The sequence below is a fragment of the Idiomarina zobellii genome (assembly GCF_900100855.1).
GTDB lineage: Bacteria > Pseudomonadota > Gammaproteobacteria > Enterobacterales > Alteromonadaceae > Idiomarina > Idiomarina zobellii.
Genome location: NZ_FNCB01000018.1, coordinates 12,860 through 29,569, shown reverse-complemented (window position 1 = coordinate 29,569; position 16,710 = coordinate 12,860). Strand labels below are relative to the sequence as shown.

Below are 16,710 nucleotides of genomic sequence, written 5' to 3'. Positions count from 1 at the left end.
ATAGATATATATTATTATTTCGTTCTGTTTTTATGAATGATAGTTTGCGATATGAACTACAAACATTTGTTTTATTTTTGGCACGTGGCGGAAAGCGGTCACTTGACGCAAACGGCGCAAAAGCTGCATGTGTCACAGTCGGCGTTATCGGCGCAAATTAAGCAGTTAGAAGAGTGGTTTGGTACCCCCTTGTTTGAGCGTCAGGGCCGCCAGCTAGTGCTGACTGAGGCCGGTTATATTGCACGCCAATACGCCAGTCGGATTTTTCACGAAGGCGAAAGTCTGATAAAGCAGTTGAAGCATGGTCAGACCAGTGACGACGTGGTTATTCGTATTGGCCATGCATCGACCATGTCGCGTAACTTTGTCGAGGCCTTTATAAATGACTTGGTGCATCAGCAGAAGGTAAATTATCGTTTACACTCTATGACGCCCGACCAGTTATTTAATGAATTGGCGAATCATCAAATTGATATTGCTCTGGCAAACACGAATGTACGCGGCAGTGACAAACAACTTTGGCAAAGCCGTTTGCTGGCTAGGCAGCCGGTGTCGGTTATTGGTCCTGTCGGCCGGGATATTGAACGGCTAACGTCAGAGGCTTTGGTGGGGCAAAACTGGGTGCTTCCTCCTGAAAATATGCCGCTTCGGTCAGCCTTTGATATGCTCAGCGCAGAGTACAATTGGCAACCTCGAGTGCTGGCGGAAGCTGATGATATGGCAATGCTTCGTCTGCTTGCCCGTGACACCGGCGCATTAGCGGTCATTCCAGACGTTGTTGTACGCGACGAGCTAACCGGCGGCCAGCTGAAGCGCTACCTGACGTTACCTAACGTCTTCGAGCACTTCTACGCTATTACCCTCAAACGCCCCTTCGAACACCCCATGGTCGCTCAACTGCTGCAGCGATTTGGGTGATTCGAAGGGCGCTCCTTACCCAAGGTGTTTGCGGGCGTTGCGGAACATGCGCATCCATGGGCTGTCTTCGCCCCACTCGTCGGGGTGCCAGCTGTTGGCGACGGTACGGAAGACTCGCTCAGGATGCGGCATCATTGTGGTAACGCGACCGTCTTCGCTGGTGACTGCGGTGATACCTTGTGGTGACCCATTCGGGTTTGCCGGATATTGCTCGGTCACTTCGCCCCAGTTGTCGATGTAACGCAGTGCAACCTGAGCGTTTTGCTCTAACTGGCTTTGTTGCTGTGCATTAGCAAACTCGGCGCGCCCTTCACCGTGTGATACGGCAATTGGCATACGAGAGCCGGCCATGTCACCAAGGAACACCGACGCAGACTTTTGTACTTCCACCAAGCTGAAGCGAGCTTCGAAGCGTTCGCTGCGGTTGGTGACAAAGCGTGGCCAGTGGTCAGTCCCCGGAATGAGTGACTTTAACGTCGACAACATTTGGCAGCCGTTACATACGCCCAGCGCTAGCGTGTCGTTACGCCCAAAGAAGGCTTCAAACTGTTCGCGAGCACGGTCATTAAACAGAATAGACTTTGCCCACCCCTCACCGGCGCCTAACACGTCACCGTAAGAGAAGCCGCCGCAAGCTGCCAGCGCTTGCATGTCTTCTAACGACACACGACCGGCTAAAATGTCACTCATGTGAACATCAATGGCTTCGAAGCCGGCCCGGTCAAACGCAGCGGCCATTTCATAGTGCGAATTTACGCCCTGCTCGCGCAGAATCGCAACTTTAGGCGCCACACCTTTGGCAATATAAGGCGCCGCAATGTCTTCAGAAGGGTCAAAGGTTAAATCAGCCTGTAACCCGGGGTTATCAGCCCGCTGTTTCAGACGGAACTCTTCATCGGCACACACAGGGTTGTCACGCAGACGCTGCATTTGATGCGTAGTCTCAGCCCACACCGTGCGCCAGTGCGTGCGACTTTGTGCCAGTACTTTCTGACCGTCGCGGGTAAAGACAATAGCGTCTTCATTGGTTGGCTCACCAATGCGTTTTACACAGTCGCCTAAACCGGCTGCTGTATAGGCATCCATAACGTTCTGATACTGCTCGTCGCTCACTTGAATAACCGCGCCCAGCTCTTCGTTAAAGAGTGCCGCCAGGTTATCCGTACTTGAATCATCAGAGCTCAGCTCGTCGAGAGTGACATTCACACCACAATTACCGGCAAATGCCATTTCAGCCACAGTGCCAAACAAACCGCCGTCGGAACGGTCGTGGTAAGCCAGTAAACGCCCTTCGGTCACCAACTGCTGCGTGGTGTTAAAAAACGCTTTGAATAAATCAGTGTCGTCGAGATCTGGCGTCTCTTTACCCAGTTGCTGATAAACTTGCGCCAATGCCGAGCCGCCCAGACGGTTCTTGCCACGACCTAAATCAATAAGCACCAGATGCGACTGACCTTTGTCGGTGCGCAACTGCGGCGTTAATGTTGCGCGAATATCGTTGACGCGACCAAAGGCTGTAATAATTAAACTTAAAGGTGCGGTAACGGCTTTGTCTTCGCCGTTTTCCTGCCACTGGGTTTTCATCGACATTGAGTCTTTACCCACCGGAATGGTAATGCCCAGTTCAGGACACAACTCTTCACCCACCGCTTTTACAGCTTCGTATAACCCGGCGTCTTCACCTGGGTGACCCGCTGCTGACATCCAGTTCGCCGACAACTTAATGCGTTTCAAGTCGCCGATGTCAGCCGCAGCAATATTTGTTAATGATTCAGCCACCGCCATACGTGCTGATGCGCCAAAGTTCAATAAGGCCAGCGGTGTGCGTTCGCCCATGGCCATGGCTTCACCGTGATAGCTGTCATAACTGGCTGCAGTTACCGCAACGTCCGCTACCGGGATCTGCCAGGGGCCTACCATCTGGTCACGAGCGACCAAGCCAGTAACACTGCGGTCACCAATGGTAATTAAGAAGGTTTTCTCAGCAATAGCCGGTAATCGCAATAAGCGGTCTGCAGCGTCATTAATATCGACACCTTCTAAGTGCAAATCGACACCGTTAGCTTGTTTAGTCTCGACGTCGCGATGCATTTTCGGCGGCTTGCCGAGTAGAATATCCAGCGACAGGTCGATAGGTTGATTTGAAAACTTAGCGTCATTGAGCAGCACTGTAAGCTCTTCGGTGGCTTCGCCTATAACCGCATATTCAGCGCGTTCACGTTCACAAATGGCTTCAAAGCGCGCAAGGTTGTCCGGCGCAATGGCAATAACGTAGCGCTCTTGCGACTCGTTACACCAAATTTCCAGTGGCGTCATACCCGGCTCGTCATTCGGAATGTCACGCAGCTCAAACTTACCGCCACGACCGCCGTCGCTGACCAGCTCAGGCATAGCGTTCGACAAACCACCAGCGCCCACATCATGAATAAACGCGATAGGGTTTTCAGCGCCTAGCTGCCAGCAGCGATCGATGACTTCCTGGCAACGGCGTTCCATTTCCGGGTTTTCACGCTGAACGGAAGCAAAGTCTAAGTCTTCGGTCGACTCACCTGATGCCATTGAAGAGGCTGCGCCACCGCCCAAGCCAATATTCATTGCCGGGCCGCCTAGCACGACTAACTTAGCACCTACCGGAATGTCGCCTTTTTGGACGTGCGCTTCACGGATGTTACCCATACCACCGGCTATCATGATGGGCTTGTGGTAACCGCGCATTTCCCGGCCATTATGGCTGTCGACGGTTTGTTCGTAGGTACGGAAATAACCTGTCAGAGCCGGACGACCAAATTCATTATTAAAGGCTGCGCCGCCTAATGGGCCTTCCAGCATGATATCTAACGCAGAGACAATACGCGCGGGCTTACCGTAGTTTTCTTCCCACGGCTGCTTGAAACCCGGAATGTTCAGGTTAGAAACACTAAAACCAACAAGCCCTGCTTTAGGTTTCGAGCCTACGCCGGTAGCGCCCTCGTCACGAATTTCACCACCAGAGCCTGTTGCGGCACCCGGGTAAGGAGAAATAGCTGTTGGGTGGTTGTGCGTTTCCACTTTCATGAGAATGTGCACCGGTTCGTGGCTATAGCCATAGCTCATGCTGTCCGGTTGCGGATAAAAGCGACCGGCTTCGTGACCTTCCATTACCGCAGCATTGTCTTTGTATGCTGAAAGTACGTAGTCCGGTGTCGTTTCAAAGGTGTTTTTAATCATTTTGAACAGCGATTTCGGCTGTTCTTTACCGTCGATAGTCCAGTCAGCATTGAAAATTTTGTGACGGCAATGCTCTGAGTTTGCCTGAGCAAACATATAAAGCTCGATGTCGTTTGGGTTACGCTCAAGCTTTTCAAAATTCTCGACAAGGTAATCAATTTCGTCGTCGGCTAATGCCAGGCCCAAGCTGATGTTGGCTTGTGCTAAGGCTTCGCGACCGCCCGCTAAAATGTCTACTGACGACAGTGGCTGCAGCTCCTGGCTGCGGAATAGCTGGGACGCGTCATCCATGTCGTACAGCACGCTTTCAGTCATGCGGTCGTGCAACAGTGCTGCGGCTTGTTTTAATTCTGCCGCCGATAAATCGCCTTTTAGGTAGTACGCTGTGCCGCGCTCGACTCTGTGGATGCTTTTTAAACCGCAGTTGTGGGCAATGTCGGTGGCTTTGGAAGCCCAGGGGGAGATAGTACCAATGCGTGGAGTGACTAAAATGAGCGCGCCTTCTGGCTCATGCGCTGGTAGTTCCGGACCGTATTTAAGCAGTTGCACCAGGACCGAGCGATGCTCTTCAGTTAGGTCATTGTGCAAATCAACGAAGTGTTGATACTCGGCGTAGAGCTCTTCAACCGGTAAACCGGCCTGTTTCAGTTGCTCGAGTTGCTTCGTTGTTTTAAAGGCTGATAAGGCTGGTGCACCGCGGTAGATTTCCACAAGCAAGGTCTCCAAAGCTGGGCGATTTTTGCTGGCGGATTATACAGTAAAATACCGGGGGTTGCACCTCGTTACTCGACCTTAGGTCGGCCTTCTTTCTGAACAATGCGGAACCATTTTTCACGGCGTTCAATGATGCGCTGGCGGCGCTTGCGAATGACGGCACGACGGCGGGAGTTGTTTTCTCGTCTGAGGCGGTTGGCTCGCATAGACTTAGGCCTTTATTGCGTTGAAAGACCTTTTCAGCTTACCTTGCCGCCCCAGTTTTTTGCAATAATTTTATGCAGACGGTTTCTTAATAACTAAGGTACCCGCCATAATGTCATGTAAACCTTGCTTTTTATCAGTGAAAGCTATCATGATGAAACCAATCATCAGAATAAGTGCTGACACAATTTTCCCCCAATAACGACCATTGGCGCGGCCGAAGCCAATTTGCTGGCCATTCAGGTCGGTGACTTGTAAGCCCAGAATTTTCTTGCCTGGTGTTGCCATCCAACCGGAGATTTCGAAAATAGTGAAGTACAGCCATTGGCCAATAATGCCGATAGCGTAACCGATGCCGCCAGCGATCATTTCAATATCGCCCATGGGTGAGCCAGCTGCGCCCATAAAGATACCCACGAAAATACCAATAATAACGCCAATAATGGTTAAACCTAGCTGTGTGATAATAGTGTCTATAATAGCTGCCGCTAAGCGCAGCCAGAAACCACCGTGATTAAATTCCATTTGTTGCTCCATATTGTTAATTTTGCGTTAAGATGCCTTGAATTGACGTTCAAGTCAATACGCTTGCGTCGTATAGGCTAATATGGAAAGATCCGCCGCCAACAAAGGAAAGGATGTGTTATGAACGAGCTCGACAGTGATGTTTGGTACGTTATTCGGACGAAACCTAAACAGGAAGAACGCGCTGCATTAAATCTTGAAAACCAGGGTTTTGAAGTATTTGCGCCTAAGTTAACGGTGAAAAAAATTCGCCGCGGCGTTCGCACGTCGGTTGTTGAGCCTATGTTCCCGAATTATTTATTTGTGAAGCTAGACGATATTATCGAGCAGTTTTATAAGATACGAAGTACTTACGGTGTTGCCGGTGTGCTTCGGTTTGGTAACAATATTCCCAAAATTCCACAGCAGTGGGTCGATGAAATGAAAGGCGTTGACGAGCTGACAGATGAGCAAGCCCCAAAAGTGGGTGACAGCGTTGAAATTCAGCAAGGGCCGTTCCGTGGCTTCCTTGCCAAAATTGTTCAGCTTGACGGCGAGTCACGATGCTTCGTCATGCTCGAGTGGATGCAAAAAGAAGTTAAAGCCAACTTCAGTTACAAAGAGCTTCAGTTTAAGTAACGCTTTTGCGTCGCACCAACCAAGCTATTGGAGCCAATAACAGTAACCAGGCGGCATTACCGCCGCTACTTCCTGACGAAGCTTCTGTAACGGTGAAGCTGGTTGTTGCGGTTTCGCTGTTCCCTTCGGTGTCGCTTGCGGTCAGTCGGTATTCATAATCGCCGGTTGACAGACTACCTAATGACGCGGAGACAGTATCACCTTCATAATTGACGTTAGAAACACTGGTTTCACTGCCGTCACTGTTTAGCCTAACGACCTCAATGCTGGATGCCTCTAAGTTTCCGTCAGCATCAGTCACAGTTGCAGTTAGCGACACAGTCTGTCCAGCGATAGTATTGCTTGCGCGGAAGCTTCGTATAGTGGGCGCTATGGCTCTTGGTTCCACTGTCAAAGACACATTAATGCTGCCACTCCCGTCGCTAAAGTTCACTTGTAGTGGTACGGACAACGCCTGGTCGACGGCCGGTGTTTCACCAGTTAATTGAATACGACGCTCGCCTTCAACGGCCGGATCAATTTCTGCTGCGGTAAAGTTTTGAATAACGCCGTCGGTGTCGTCCACCGTAATAGCAACGTCCTCAGGTACATTATAAACGCTAATCGCAGAGTCCAGCGTCATGACCTCTCCAACACGCTCACCCTGACTAATAAATGCTTGTGCGGCACCACCTGTCATGCTGTCAGGATCAATCCATAAACCGCTGGACACGGAGAAGTCTGGCGCCTCAGTATTCACTACTTTTAACGGCAGATGATATGGGTTGTGAACATTGTCTTTGTCCAGGCCGGCACTAATATCAGCCAGTGACTGTTTAAGGGTTACTGTCATTGTTCGAGTAGTGCCTGAGCCGGTTACTTCCCAGCTGAACCATTCAGCCGCATTGTCGATGCCTATTTGCTGACTGACGTCGGTGCCGCTGGCTGTTACCGGCAGAGCCAACTGAAGAGAGGCGTTGGTAGTGGTTTCATCAGACAACTCGAGAGTAACCTGCGCCTGATCACCGGCTTCAACCAGACTGAGAACATTATTATTCAGTAAGAGATAATTAGCCGCTGCGTCGGTGTAGTCACCACTAAAGCTGGCATTGCTAACAAAGCGCCAGCGGGCTGTATCAGGATTGATTTGCTCGACGGCGATAATGCACAGGTTGTCATAACCTCCGTCAGCTAAAGTTTCAGCCCCATTGGTGTTAATGGCCTGATTAGACGCGGTATCAAGAAGTTGCTGCTGAGATAACCCAGCAATATCTCCACACGCATTGGCATAAATCGCATAGTTGTCCGCACCCTCAACTCTCGGCCACGTCAGCGTTACCTCATCATTCCCTGAGCGGGTGACTTGCATTCCTGCCAAATTCGTTCTTGAGCTGTTATTCGACCAAATAATACTGCTACGCTGAGCGGCTAAGCTTGCATTGGCAGCATCAACCTCCGTTTCTGCCTTTCCTAACGGTAAGCCATAGTTGCTATCGACAATGTCTGGGCTTGAAAATGCTGCTTCACTGAAGCACTCACCAGAGCTAAACTCACTGCGGCAAACTGAACCATATGACATGGTTGTGTAGAAACGTCCCTCGTCCTCAATATAGCCATAAGGAATATGGAAGTCTTCCTGGTCTCCTTCACCGCCACTTGAATTGTCTGCGAGAGTATAGCGATCATGTCGCAAGCCAAAATTGTGCCCAACTTCATGCGCAACAGTACCGCTCCCCATACAGTCTATAGCGGTATAACCTGCGTTTGAGCCACCACTAACATAATTCACTTTATTGTCACTGGTATTAAACTCGGAGGCTCTAAACGCAATGCCGCAAAGCTCGGGGTTTTCAGCCCCCACAAAATGCACTACGTCGGCTTTGTAGCGATCTATCAGTCTTATTACCCGCTGATCATTAATGAGTTCATCCAGTATGGTATCCGGGGTTTCATTAGGAAAGCCGGTTGTGCTCTCCGGTCTGAAAGGCTCCAAGCCAGCCACAGTCATAGAGATAGGAAGGTTTGATCGCTCAAATATCTCGTTACTTGTATCTACCGCACTTTGGACAGCCAGCTCTAAATCGTAATTGTTCTCCTCGGCGTACCCTAGCAGCCGGTCATCATAGATAAACAAAACATCGAGTGAGTTATCAAATAACTGAACCTCATCCGCTGGAGCGACCGATTTTTTGATGGAGTAAGACTTCTGAGGCAGGGCTTGTGCCTTCACGCTCGTTGGAGTCTTTCCCTCAATTTTAGGTTGTTTAGGCTCTGCCGGCGGTAAATTGGTGGTTTCTACTACCGTTTTACCCTTTACCGTGCGAATAATCACGGAGCCCGCCTTTGGGTGAGTTATTGAAATAAGCTGGTTCTCACCTCGTTTGTGCATAAAGCCAAGGTGTTGCGTGTCGCCGCTGCTGGTTTCAAAGGTCAGACGATAGCTATTTTGTGAAGAAAGTCGTTCCGCAAGCGTCGCTTCAATAGACTCGCCGTTGACATCCAACTGGATAGTATCCCCCAAGCTTTGAGCCCAGGTAAATATTGGTGTTAGAGCGACGATTACCGCAGCAGCTATTTTTTTCATTAAAGTCGGCCTTGTTCGTCTAAATACTTAAGGGTGTCGTAAAAGCGGCGAATGTTACCAACGTAAGTGACAGGCTCGTCGCCTCGTGCGAAACCAAACCGTGTTTGTCGATAAAATTGCTTCTGACGCAATAACGGCAGACGCTTCTTAACATCGACCCAGCGGTCTGGATTGCCGCCCTGCTTTTCGGTCAGAATGCGTGCATCTTCCAAATGCCCGAAGCCAATATTATACGCGGCTAATGCAAACCAGGTGCGGTCTGGCTGAGGAATTCTATCAGGCACCCGCTCTAACATACGCTCTAAATAACGTGCTCCCCCGCGAATACTCTGCTCTGCATTCAAGCGACTTTTCACGCCCATCGCTTTTGCTGTCGGTAGTGTTAGCATCATCATGCCTCGCACGCCGGTTGGTGACACCGCCCGCGGATTCCACAAAGACTCTTGATAAGAAATAGCTGCCAGTAAGCGCCAATCCAGAGTGCCTGAATGCTCTCTAAATAAACTTTTGTATTTCGGCAGTATGGTATCTACTGCCTCTATAAATAGGCTGGTCGTTACATAGTTAAACTGTTTTACGTGCCCAAAATGCTGCTCTTTTATGTGCGCCAACCGCCCACTACTGCGAATTTCACCAAAGTACTCTATAACGGCTGCATATAGAGAGTCATCATTGCTTTGTGGTAACGCCCAGCCAATGTCCTGGTCGTGTTTAACCGTAAATGCCACGCTTAAATCTGGATGAAAGCGGCGCTGAATGTCTAGCGCCGTGCTGTCTGTAATGGTGTAGTCAATTTCTTCATTAATAACCATACGTAGCAATTCAACGGCGTCATGATCGGTAGTGGCGCGCCACTTTAGTGTGGGAATACTGTCTCCCAAGCTTTTCAAAAACTCATGGTGCGAGCTTCCCTCAACAACAACAATTTCACCGTCGGTAATTTGTTGTAAGTCTCGCGGGCGCTGACGAGAGCCCTGTTTAAACACTACTTTTTGGCTAATAACGTCGTAAGGAGGGCTAAAACGGAACAACTGTGCCCGTGTCGACGTTCTATCGATGCCAGCAGCTACAATATCGACTTCCCCGCGTCGCAACATAGTAAACAAGTCATTTATGTCGAACCGCGGCACCATTTCCAGTTCGACGCCTAACCTATCAGCAAAACGTTTTGCTAAATCATATTCAAAGCCCTGTTCCCGGTCATGGTCGAAGTAATAACTGGTTGGATTCATTAATGTCCCAACGCGAAGTACCTGACGCTCCTGCACAACCGTCATAGCATCTGGCCGGGTTTGAGGGGTACAGGCCGTCAATGTTGTGACGGCCAGAAACAAGGTTACTAAAAAATAAACTGCAGACTTCGGCATATTAGAGTGATTCCAGCGCCCAATTCACGTAAAGCTCCGTACCTGTTTTAAGCGCATCTTCGTCCGCATAAAAGTAGGGCGAATGGTTGCTGGGCTCTTTGCTCATGTCTCGCTCAGGTGGTGTTACTCCCAAGAAGACAAACATCCCGGGCACTTCCAGTGCGTAGTAAGAGAAGTCTTCTGCTCCTGTCACTAAAGGCACTTCTTTGACTTTGTCTGCGCCAGCTACAGCTTTCGTTACCGGAAGCATCTGCTCTACGAGGTCGTCATCATTACTCGTTACCGGATAGCCTAAATCAACATGTACATGAGCTTCTGCACCATTAGCTTCCGCTGTTTTCTCTGCAGTGTGCTTTAACTTCGCGTGAATATCACTGCGAATGTCCATGTCGAAGTTACGGATAGTACCAATAAGCGTCACATCGTCGGGAATAATGTTGTTACGAACGCCGCCTTCAACAATACCAAAAGAGAGTACCGCTGGTGCTTTGGTAATGTTCGTTTGGCGACTAATAATAGTCTGTGCGTTATTAATGATTTGCGCAGAAGTTACGATTGGATCAACACCGCCCCATGGAGTTGAGCCATGAGTTTGTTTACCTTTCACCGTAATTTCAAATTGATCGGACGACGCCATAAGCGGGCCTTTCCGATAACCCACATGCCCGGTCGGAAAGCCCGCCCAAACGTGAATACCAAACACTTTCTCGGGTTTGTTCTCAGCAATAAGGTCGCCAAACAAACCTTCTTTTAGCATAAGTTCTGCTCCGCCCTCTTCTCCTTCTGGCGCGCCCTCTTCTGCTGGCTGGAAGATAAACATAACGTTACCTTCCAACTGGTCTTTCATTTCCGACAGTTTGGTCGCTGCGCCCATTAACATAGCAACGTGAGTATCGTGGCCACAGGCATGCATAACGCCAACCTCTTTGCCCCGGTATTCAGAGGTAACTGTCGACTTGAACGGCACATCGGTTTTTTCTGTTACCGGCAAGGCGTCCATGTCGGCACGGAGTGCGATAGTGGGTCCTGATTTGCCACCTTTTAACAGCCCAACGACACCGGTATGAGCAACGCCTGTCGCCACTTCCATCCCCAATGACCGTAAGTGTTTTTCCACCATTTTGGCAGTTTCAAACTCCCGGTTACTGAGCTCTGGATTCGCATGGATATGACGGCGCCACTCAATGACTTGCTGCTCTAAGTCATTGCTGATAGTCACTGGCGACTGCTGCACCATTGCCTGAGCCGGCAGAGTAAATGCTTCCAAAGTGGCGCTACTGGCCAACAATAAACTGATAGCAAGCTTTTTCATAATGTTCTCCTTTTGTTCCTGACAGGAACCTCCGTATGGATACGGATTGTTGTTCTGGTACTGGTTAATATCCTGCGCTAAAATCGCCGCTATGACAACCGATGAAATTTACATGCAGCGAGCACTAGAGCTTGCCGAAAAAGCGCAACAAGCGGACGAAGTGCCGGTTGGTGCGGTGCTAGTGCTAAACGACGAGATTATTGGCGAAGGCTATAATCAGGTTATTAGCCTATCGGACCCGTCCGCCCATGCAGAAGCACAAGCGATTCGTGCAGCGGGACAGTCTATTGATAATTATCGGTTAGTCGACTCCACTCTATACGTTACGTTAGAGCCTTGTGCGATGTGCGCCGGGCTTATTACTCACGCCCGGGTTAAGCGCTTAGTGTTTGGCGCCAGCGACCCCCGAACCGGGGCTACCGGCACGGCTATTGAAGTGCTCAACCATGCGTCGATGAATCACAAAGTAGAGATTGAAAGCGGCGTTTTGGCGGACGAATGTGGTGACATTTTGCGGCGTTTTTTCCGGGCACGCCGCAAGTCAGCCGCCAAACCCTCTAATCCATAAATTACATTAACAGCCCGGTTGCCGCATAAGCCAGAGTCGCGCCAACACCTGCAATTAAAGCGTACGGCAATTGTGTTCTGACGTGATCAATATGCTCAACGCCTGAGGCCATAGAGGCAATAATGGTGGTATCCGATATCGGCGATGCATGGTCGCCGAAAATACCTCCCGAAATAGCGGCGGCAATAAACGGCGCGGGTGGCAAACCAAGTGTCATTGCCAAAGGAATAGCCAGCGGCAACATTATGGCAAAAGTGCCCCAGCTTGAGCCTATGGAAAAGCCGGTAATTGCCGACAGTACAAAAATAAGCGGTAACAGCATCCATAGCGACACCGAACCGTCCAGGACAGACGCCAGGAACTCACCTGTACCCAAGTCGCGTGTCAGTCCACCAAGCGCTATCGACAACCACAAAATGACAGCCAACGGCAAAATATTCCAGGCACCTTTTAGTATGTACTCGACGATATCTTTAATGGTCACCGACTGCGTCAGCAAGGTACCGATACTTGCAATGCCCAATGCTATGTATATGGCGATAAAGACACTCAGCGTACCGTCACCTTCGACCAAGACCCCGTTCCCGGTGATAAGCAACATAACTGGCACCATAACGACTAAGGAAATGAGGCTGGTCAGCACAACCGCCGTGCCTTTGCCGAAAGTCGCTGTTTCGTCAGGGCCGTCTCCCCAGGGGTTTTTAGAGACTTGATCGGGTACGGCATTTTTCTCAAACGCTTTCATAGGACCAATATTCCAGTCGAATAAGGCCACGAACAACGCCAGCAAAACGGCAAATATGGCGTAGAAATTAAAAGCAATAGATTGAATAAACACCATGAGTGGCTGATCAACGCCCTGCTTTGAAATAAGCGTTAAGTTAAATGCTCCCCAGGCGTTCAGCGGAATAAGAATACAAATGGCTGCGCAGGTTGAGTCGACAATGTAGGCAAGTTTTTCACGAGAAATGCCCAGTCGATCATAAATAGGCCGCGAGGTAGTGCCTGAAATCATGATAGTCACGTTGGATTCAATAAAAACAATGACACCGAGAAACCAGGTCATAAAACGCGCTCGGCGCTTACTTTCTATCCACTGCTTACGCTCGAGCTTCAATACGAATTGCTTAAAAGTCCCACCTTTTTCCAGTACACCAAATAGTGCGCCAATACCCAGCGTGAAAAACCACACCAGCATGTTGCCCGGGTCAATAAGTGTTTCCCAGGTACTGTCGAGCGTGCCATAAGCAATATTTGACGGAGCAGGCCAGAACAGTAGAACATTCGCCAGAATAATGCCGCCAATAAGGGCTAACAAAACTTTTCGGGTAATAATGGCAAAGACAATTGCCAGCAGGGAAGGTAAAAGGCTCGTCCAGCTCAGTTCCATGTGGGTACGTTAGGTTGTGTTTGATATAGGGAGGTTAAAATAATAAACCGCCGCGGGCAATACCAACGGCGGTTTATTCGGAGGTGTTAAACCTGTTTAGAACTTATATTCAACACCTAAACGGACAGACCATAGTGACGGCGCGCCGGCACGAGCTTGTACGTTACTCACATCGCGGAATGAGTTGTACTGGTATTGACCAGCATCATTGATCTCAACGTCAGCAATAGTGACTGCTCGTGGGAAGCTTGCTTCATAAAGCACACCCCAGTCGTCGTTAATCATGTTGCCTAAGTTTTCAATCACGAAGAATGCTGAGGCTTTATGTCCTTCCATGAAGCCAGGCAGTTCTTGCTCTAAGCGCAAGTCAACTTTCGTCCACCATTTACTGTTGAACTCGTTGCGTGGCGCAATACCGCCAGCGTACTTGTTCAAGCCAGACTCTTCTAAGAACTCAAAGAAGTCAGCAGTCGCAAACGGCGTACCGTCGTCTGAACCAACAGCGAAGTTCGGATCATCGATACCGGTAGGAACATACAGCAAGCTACGTCCCTGATAAGCGACATCGCCAAACGCACCATCTGTCATGGTATAAGAGAATGGGCGGCCTTTATTGCGAGTTGCAAATAAAGTAACTGTCGTGTCGTAACCATCAAAGAACTCTTTAGTGTAGTTGGCTTTGAATGTAAAACGATGCGGAATCTCGTAGTTTGACGTTGCCACACCTGGGTTCTGAGCGTTTGCTGTTGCCAGGTTAGTGTAGTTCGAGAACGACACTGAGCTAGTCATCGGGTTAACGTCTTCAGCTTTGTTATAAGCGTAACCTAATGTCCAGTCTAGACCGAAGTCATGTGACTTGTTTAACGCCAAAGACAACGTAGTTTGAGAGCCTGAGTCGCCATCCACATTGGTCAGCATAAAGTCGTCGCCTTGATCACGACCATCAGTTGACATTTCATTGAAAATTGGACGGCCATCTGGCGCTGTATCAACTTGTTCCAGACCTAGGTTATAAATAACAGCTGCATCTTTCTTATCCGTATATAGGAAGTCTGCCATTAAGATATAATCATCAGGCAGTGTGAAAGTTGCACCTAAAGCGTATTTCCACTCTTTAGGAAGTTCGAAATCAGGATCCATTGTATTAATTGGTCCCTGACCGCCAGCATTGGCAACCTCATCAAACATTCCCTGAGGAATATCGTAAATAGGGTTTCCTTCACCAGTATGTGGCACATCAAACAATGACTGTCCTGAGAAGTCGCGGAAGGCCTGATACTGAGTCACACCGTTATTCGAGTAGTTGTTAGAAATCCAAACGTTTGGATTACCACCTGAGTACAGCCCAATACCACCGCGTACTTCAATATTCGGGTTCACGAACCAGTTAAAACCAAAACGAGGCTGAAGCAAGTCTTGATCACCCATGTTTTGCTGGTTTGAGAAACCATAAAGCTCTTCATTTAACGGGTTGTAAGTTGGGTAGTCATCACTTGTGTACCAGTCATAACGCAAACCGTAAGTGAACGTGATATCCATTGGCGCATAATAGTACTCGTCCTGGACATAAGCCGTATTCACCGCGTATGCAAACTCAGCAGCCGCATCCTGTGGATTATTAGTACCTGCCGCACTTTCATAAATTGCTGTGCCAGGTGTTCCTGCTTCAAAATCATCGATAGAAGCAAAGCGATATTCACCTTCTGCTTCCTGCACGAACAAGTTGAAAACGTCGTACTCTTCACGCTCGATACCAGCAGAAATAACATGGTCACCTAGCAAGTACGTACCTTTCATTTTAAAGAACGTGGTATCGTACTTAAGTTTATTGGCGTGGCGAGAGTCGTCTGCGCCTAAATAAACCGTTGCATCGTTCACACTAATTTGTACTTCACCAAAGTCGGTTCCGCCAAGAGGATTAACTCGTGCATCAAGCTCTGAGTAACCAACACGTACTTCACTTGAGAAGTTATCACTCCAGTCTGAATATAACTCACCGACATAGGAGGTAAACTTAGAACCACGCTCGTAGAAGTGATTAGAAAACTCAAGCTCATCTGAATCACCATCAGATTCAGCGATAGAGTAACCATCGTTATAGTTGTAAGTTAGTGAAGCACGGTGTGCGTCACTTATGTACCAATCTAACTTGGCCAGGAACTTTTCGTCTTCAACAGGCAGGCTAGACGGGAAGCCACCTGGATTATAGCCATAGATATCTTGAGCAATAGTCGCAATTCTCTCAACATCTGCAGTAGTAACTCCCGCCACCTCGGTAGCAGCGCCAGAGCCCTCTGCTCCGCGATCAAAAGTGTCTGAACCTTCGAGCTTTTCATAAGAGGTAAAGAAAAACAGTTTGTCTTCTAAAATTGCGCCACCAAGGTTGAAGCCATAACGCTTTTCACTGAAGTCACCAACGTTAATTTTGTCGCCTTCTAACTCGTCGCCCTGCAAAGAGTCATTCGTATAGTCATAGAACACACCGCCAAACATTTCGTTGTCACCAGACTTAGTTACAGCGTTAATGTTACAAGCAGTGAAACCGCCGTACTGAACATCGAATGGCGCAAATTCAACAGCGACTTGTTCAATCGCGTCATAAGAAAACGGCATACGTTCGGTCGGATAACCACTGCTGTTCAGACCGAAGTTATCATTCATGCGAACGCCATCAACAGTCAAACTGTTGAAGCGCGGATTAGCACCACCACACTGAATATCTCCAGCGTTGGTTTCATTAATATAGATACGTGGGTCAATGCGAACGACATCTTTTAAATCACGATTTGCTGAAGGTGCATTTTCTAAGTCTTGCAAGTTAAAGTTCGCTGCCGGACTGTTGCTACCGTATAGCGCGTTACTGGTCATAGAGCCTGTCACACTCAGGGTTTCCATGACTTCTTGTTCTAAACGCACATTCACATTCTGTGAGTCACCCAGGGTAAGGTAAACATCTTCAACAACTTGGTTTCTACCTTCAGGACCTTCTACAACAATAGTGTATGGACCGCCTACTGGCATACCACGTGATGAAAACGTTCCTTGTTCATTCGAGCGCAGCGTTTTCACACTGCCGGTACGTTCGTCACGAATTTGGACGGTAGCACCAGACACCATTTGCCCAGATTCCGTTGTGACCACACCACGGATGCTGGATGATGTTTCCTGAGCAATAGCAGCACCGCTAAGGCCCATAGCAATAGCAGCCGCAAGAGCTGTACGCTTGAAAGTAGAGTTAAACATAGTTTCGTTCTTCCCAGTTTTGTTTTGGTTTTTAGCACAAATAAGGGTATAGCTCATTTGTGACATTTGTGTGAAATTTAT

Annotated in this window: 11 protein-coding genes; 3 read left to right on the top strand and 8 right to left on the bottom strand. The window is 48.8% G+C overall.

What is annotated here, in order from left to right; all coding sequences use genetic code 11:
• Positions 1–51 precede the first annotated feature (51 nt).
• Entirely contained in the window at positions 52–918 is an 867-nt protein-coding gene (locus BLT32_RS11785) for a LysR family transcriptional regulator (protein ID WP_053954457.1), read from the top strand.
• 15 nt (positions 919–933) lie between these two features.
• Here the strand turns inward: BLT32_RS11785 and purL are convergent, their stop codons facing one another.
• The 3 genes from purL to BLT32_RS11775 all read right to left on the bottom strand — a co-directional run bounded on the left by purL (position 934) and on the right by BLT32_RS11775 (position 5,568).
• A complete protein-coding gene (gene purL / locus BLT32_RS11780) occupies positions 934–4,836 on the bottom strand; it encodes a phosphoribosylformylglycinamidine synthase (protein WP_053954458.1) in 3,903 nt (1,300 codons plus the stop codon).
• Positions 4,837–4,907: 71 nt separating this feature from the next.
• A complete protein-coding gene (locus BLT32_RS12930) occupies positions 4,908–5,045 on the bottom strand; it encodes a hypothetical protein (RefSeq protein ID WP_157980629.1) in 138 nt (45 codons plus the stop codon).
• Positions 5,046–5,115: 70 nt separating this feature from the next.
• Positions 5,116–5,568 carry an RDD family protein gene (locus tag BLT32_RS11775; RefSeq protein ID WP_053954459.1) on the bottom strand — a complete coding sequence of 151 codons (453 nt, stop codon included), beginning with the start codon at positions 5,566–5,568 and terminating at the stop codon, positions 5,116–5,118.
• 120 nt (positions 5,569–5,688) lie between these two features.
• Here BLT32_RS11775 and rfaH point away from each other — a divergent pair, with 120 nt between their 5' ends.
• Positions 5,689–6,186, top strand: coding sequence for a transcription/translation regulatory transformer protein RfaH (gene rfaH / locus BLT32_RS11770; RefSeq protein ID WP_053954460.1), 498 nt, complete (start codon positions 5,689–5,691; stop codon positions 6,184–6,186).
• On the opposite strand, the gene BLT32_RS11765 is transcribed toward rfaH, so the two are convergent.
• From BLT32_RS11765 to BLT32_RS11755, 3 genes are read right to left on the bottom strand one after another with little or no spacing between them, the layout of a single operon-like run.
• Complete coding sequence (locus BLT32_RS11765; protein WP_053954461.1) at positions 6,179–8,749, bottom strand: zinc-dependent metalloprotease family protein; 2,571 nt, start codon at positions 8,747–8,749, stop codon at positions 6,179–6,181. The genes rfaH and BLT32_RS11765 overlap by 8 nt on opposite strands.
• Positions 8,749–10,116, bottom strand: a complete 1,368-nt coding sequence (gene mltF, locus BLT32_RS11760; RefSeq protein ID WP_053954462.1) for a membrane-bound lytic murein transglycosylase MltF — start codon at positions 10,114–10,116, stop codon at positions 8,749–8,751. Before mltF ends, BLT32_RS11765 begins: the two co-directional genes overlap by 1 nt.
• A gap of 1 nt (position 10,117) precedes the next feature.
• Entirely contained in the window at positions 10,118–11,428 is a 1,311-nt protein-coding gene (locus BLT32_RS11755) for an amidohydrolase (protein WP_053954463.1), read from the bottom strand.
• A 91-nt stretch (positions 11,429–11,519) separates the two neighbouring features.
• Here BLT32_RS11755 and tadA point away from each other — a divergent pair, with 91 nt between their 5' ends.
• Positions 11,520–11,996 carry a tRNA adenosine(34) deaminase TadA gene (gene tadA / locus BLT32_RS11750; protein ID WP_074668986.1) on the top strand — a complete coding sequence of 159 codons (477 nt, stop codon included), beginning with the start codon at positions 11,520–11,522 and terminating at the stop codon, positions 11,994–11,996.
• A gap of 1 nt (position 11,997) precedes the next feature.
• On the opposite strand, the gene BLT32_RS11745 is transcribed toward tadA, so the two are convergent.
• Complete coding sequence (locus BLT32_RS11745) at positions 11,998–13,386, bottom strand: Na+/H+ antiporter NhaC family protein (RefSeq protein WP_053954464.1); 1,389 nt, start codon at positions 13,384–13,386, stop codon at positions 11,998–12,000.
• Positions 13,387–13,482: 96 nt separating this feature from the next.
• Entirely contained in the window at positions 13,483–16,629 is a 3,147-nt protein-coding gene (locus BLT32_RS11740; protein ID WP_053954465.1) for a TonB-dependent receptor, read from the bottom strand.
• Positions 16,630–16,710 lie beyond the last annotated feature (81 nt).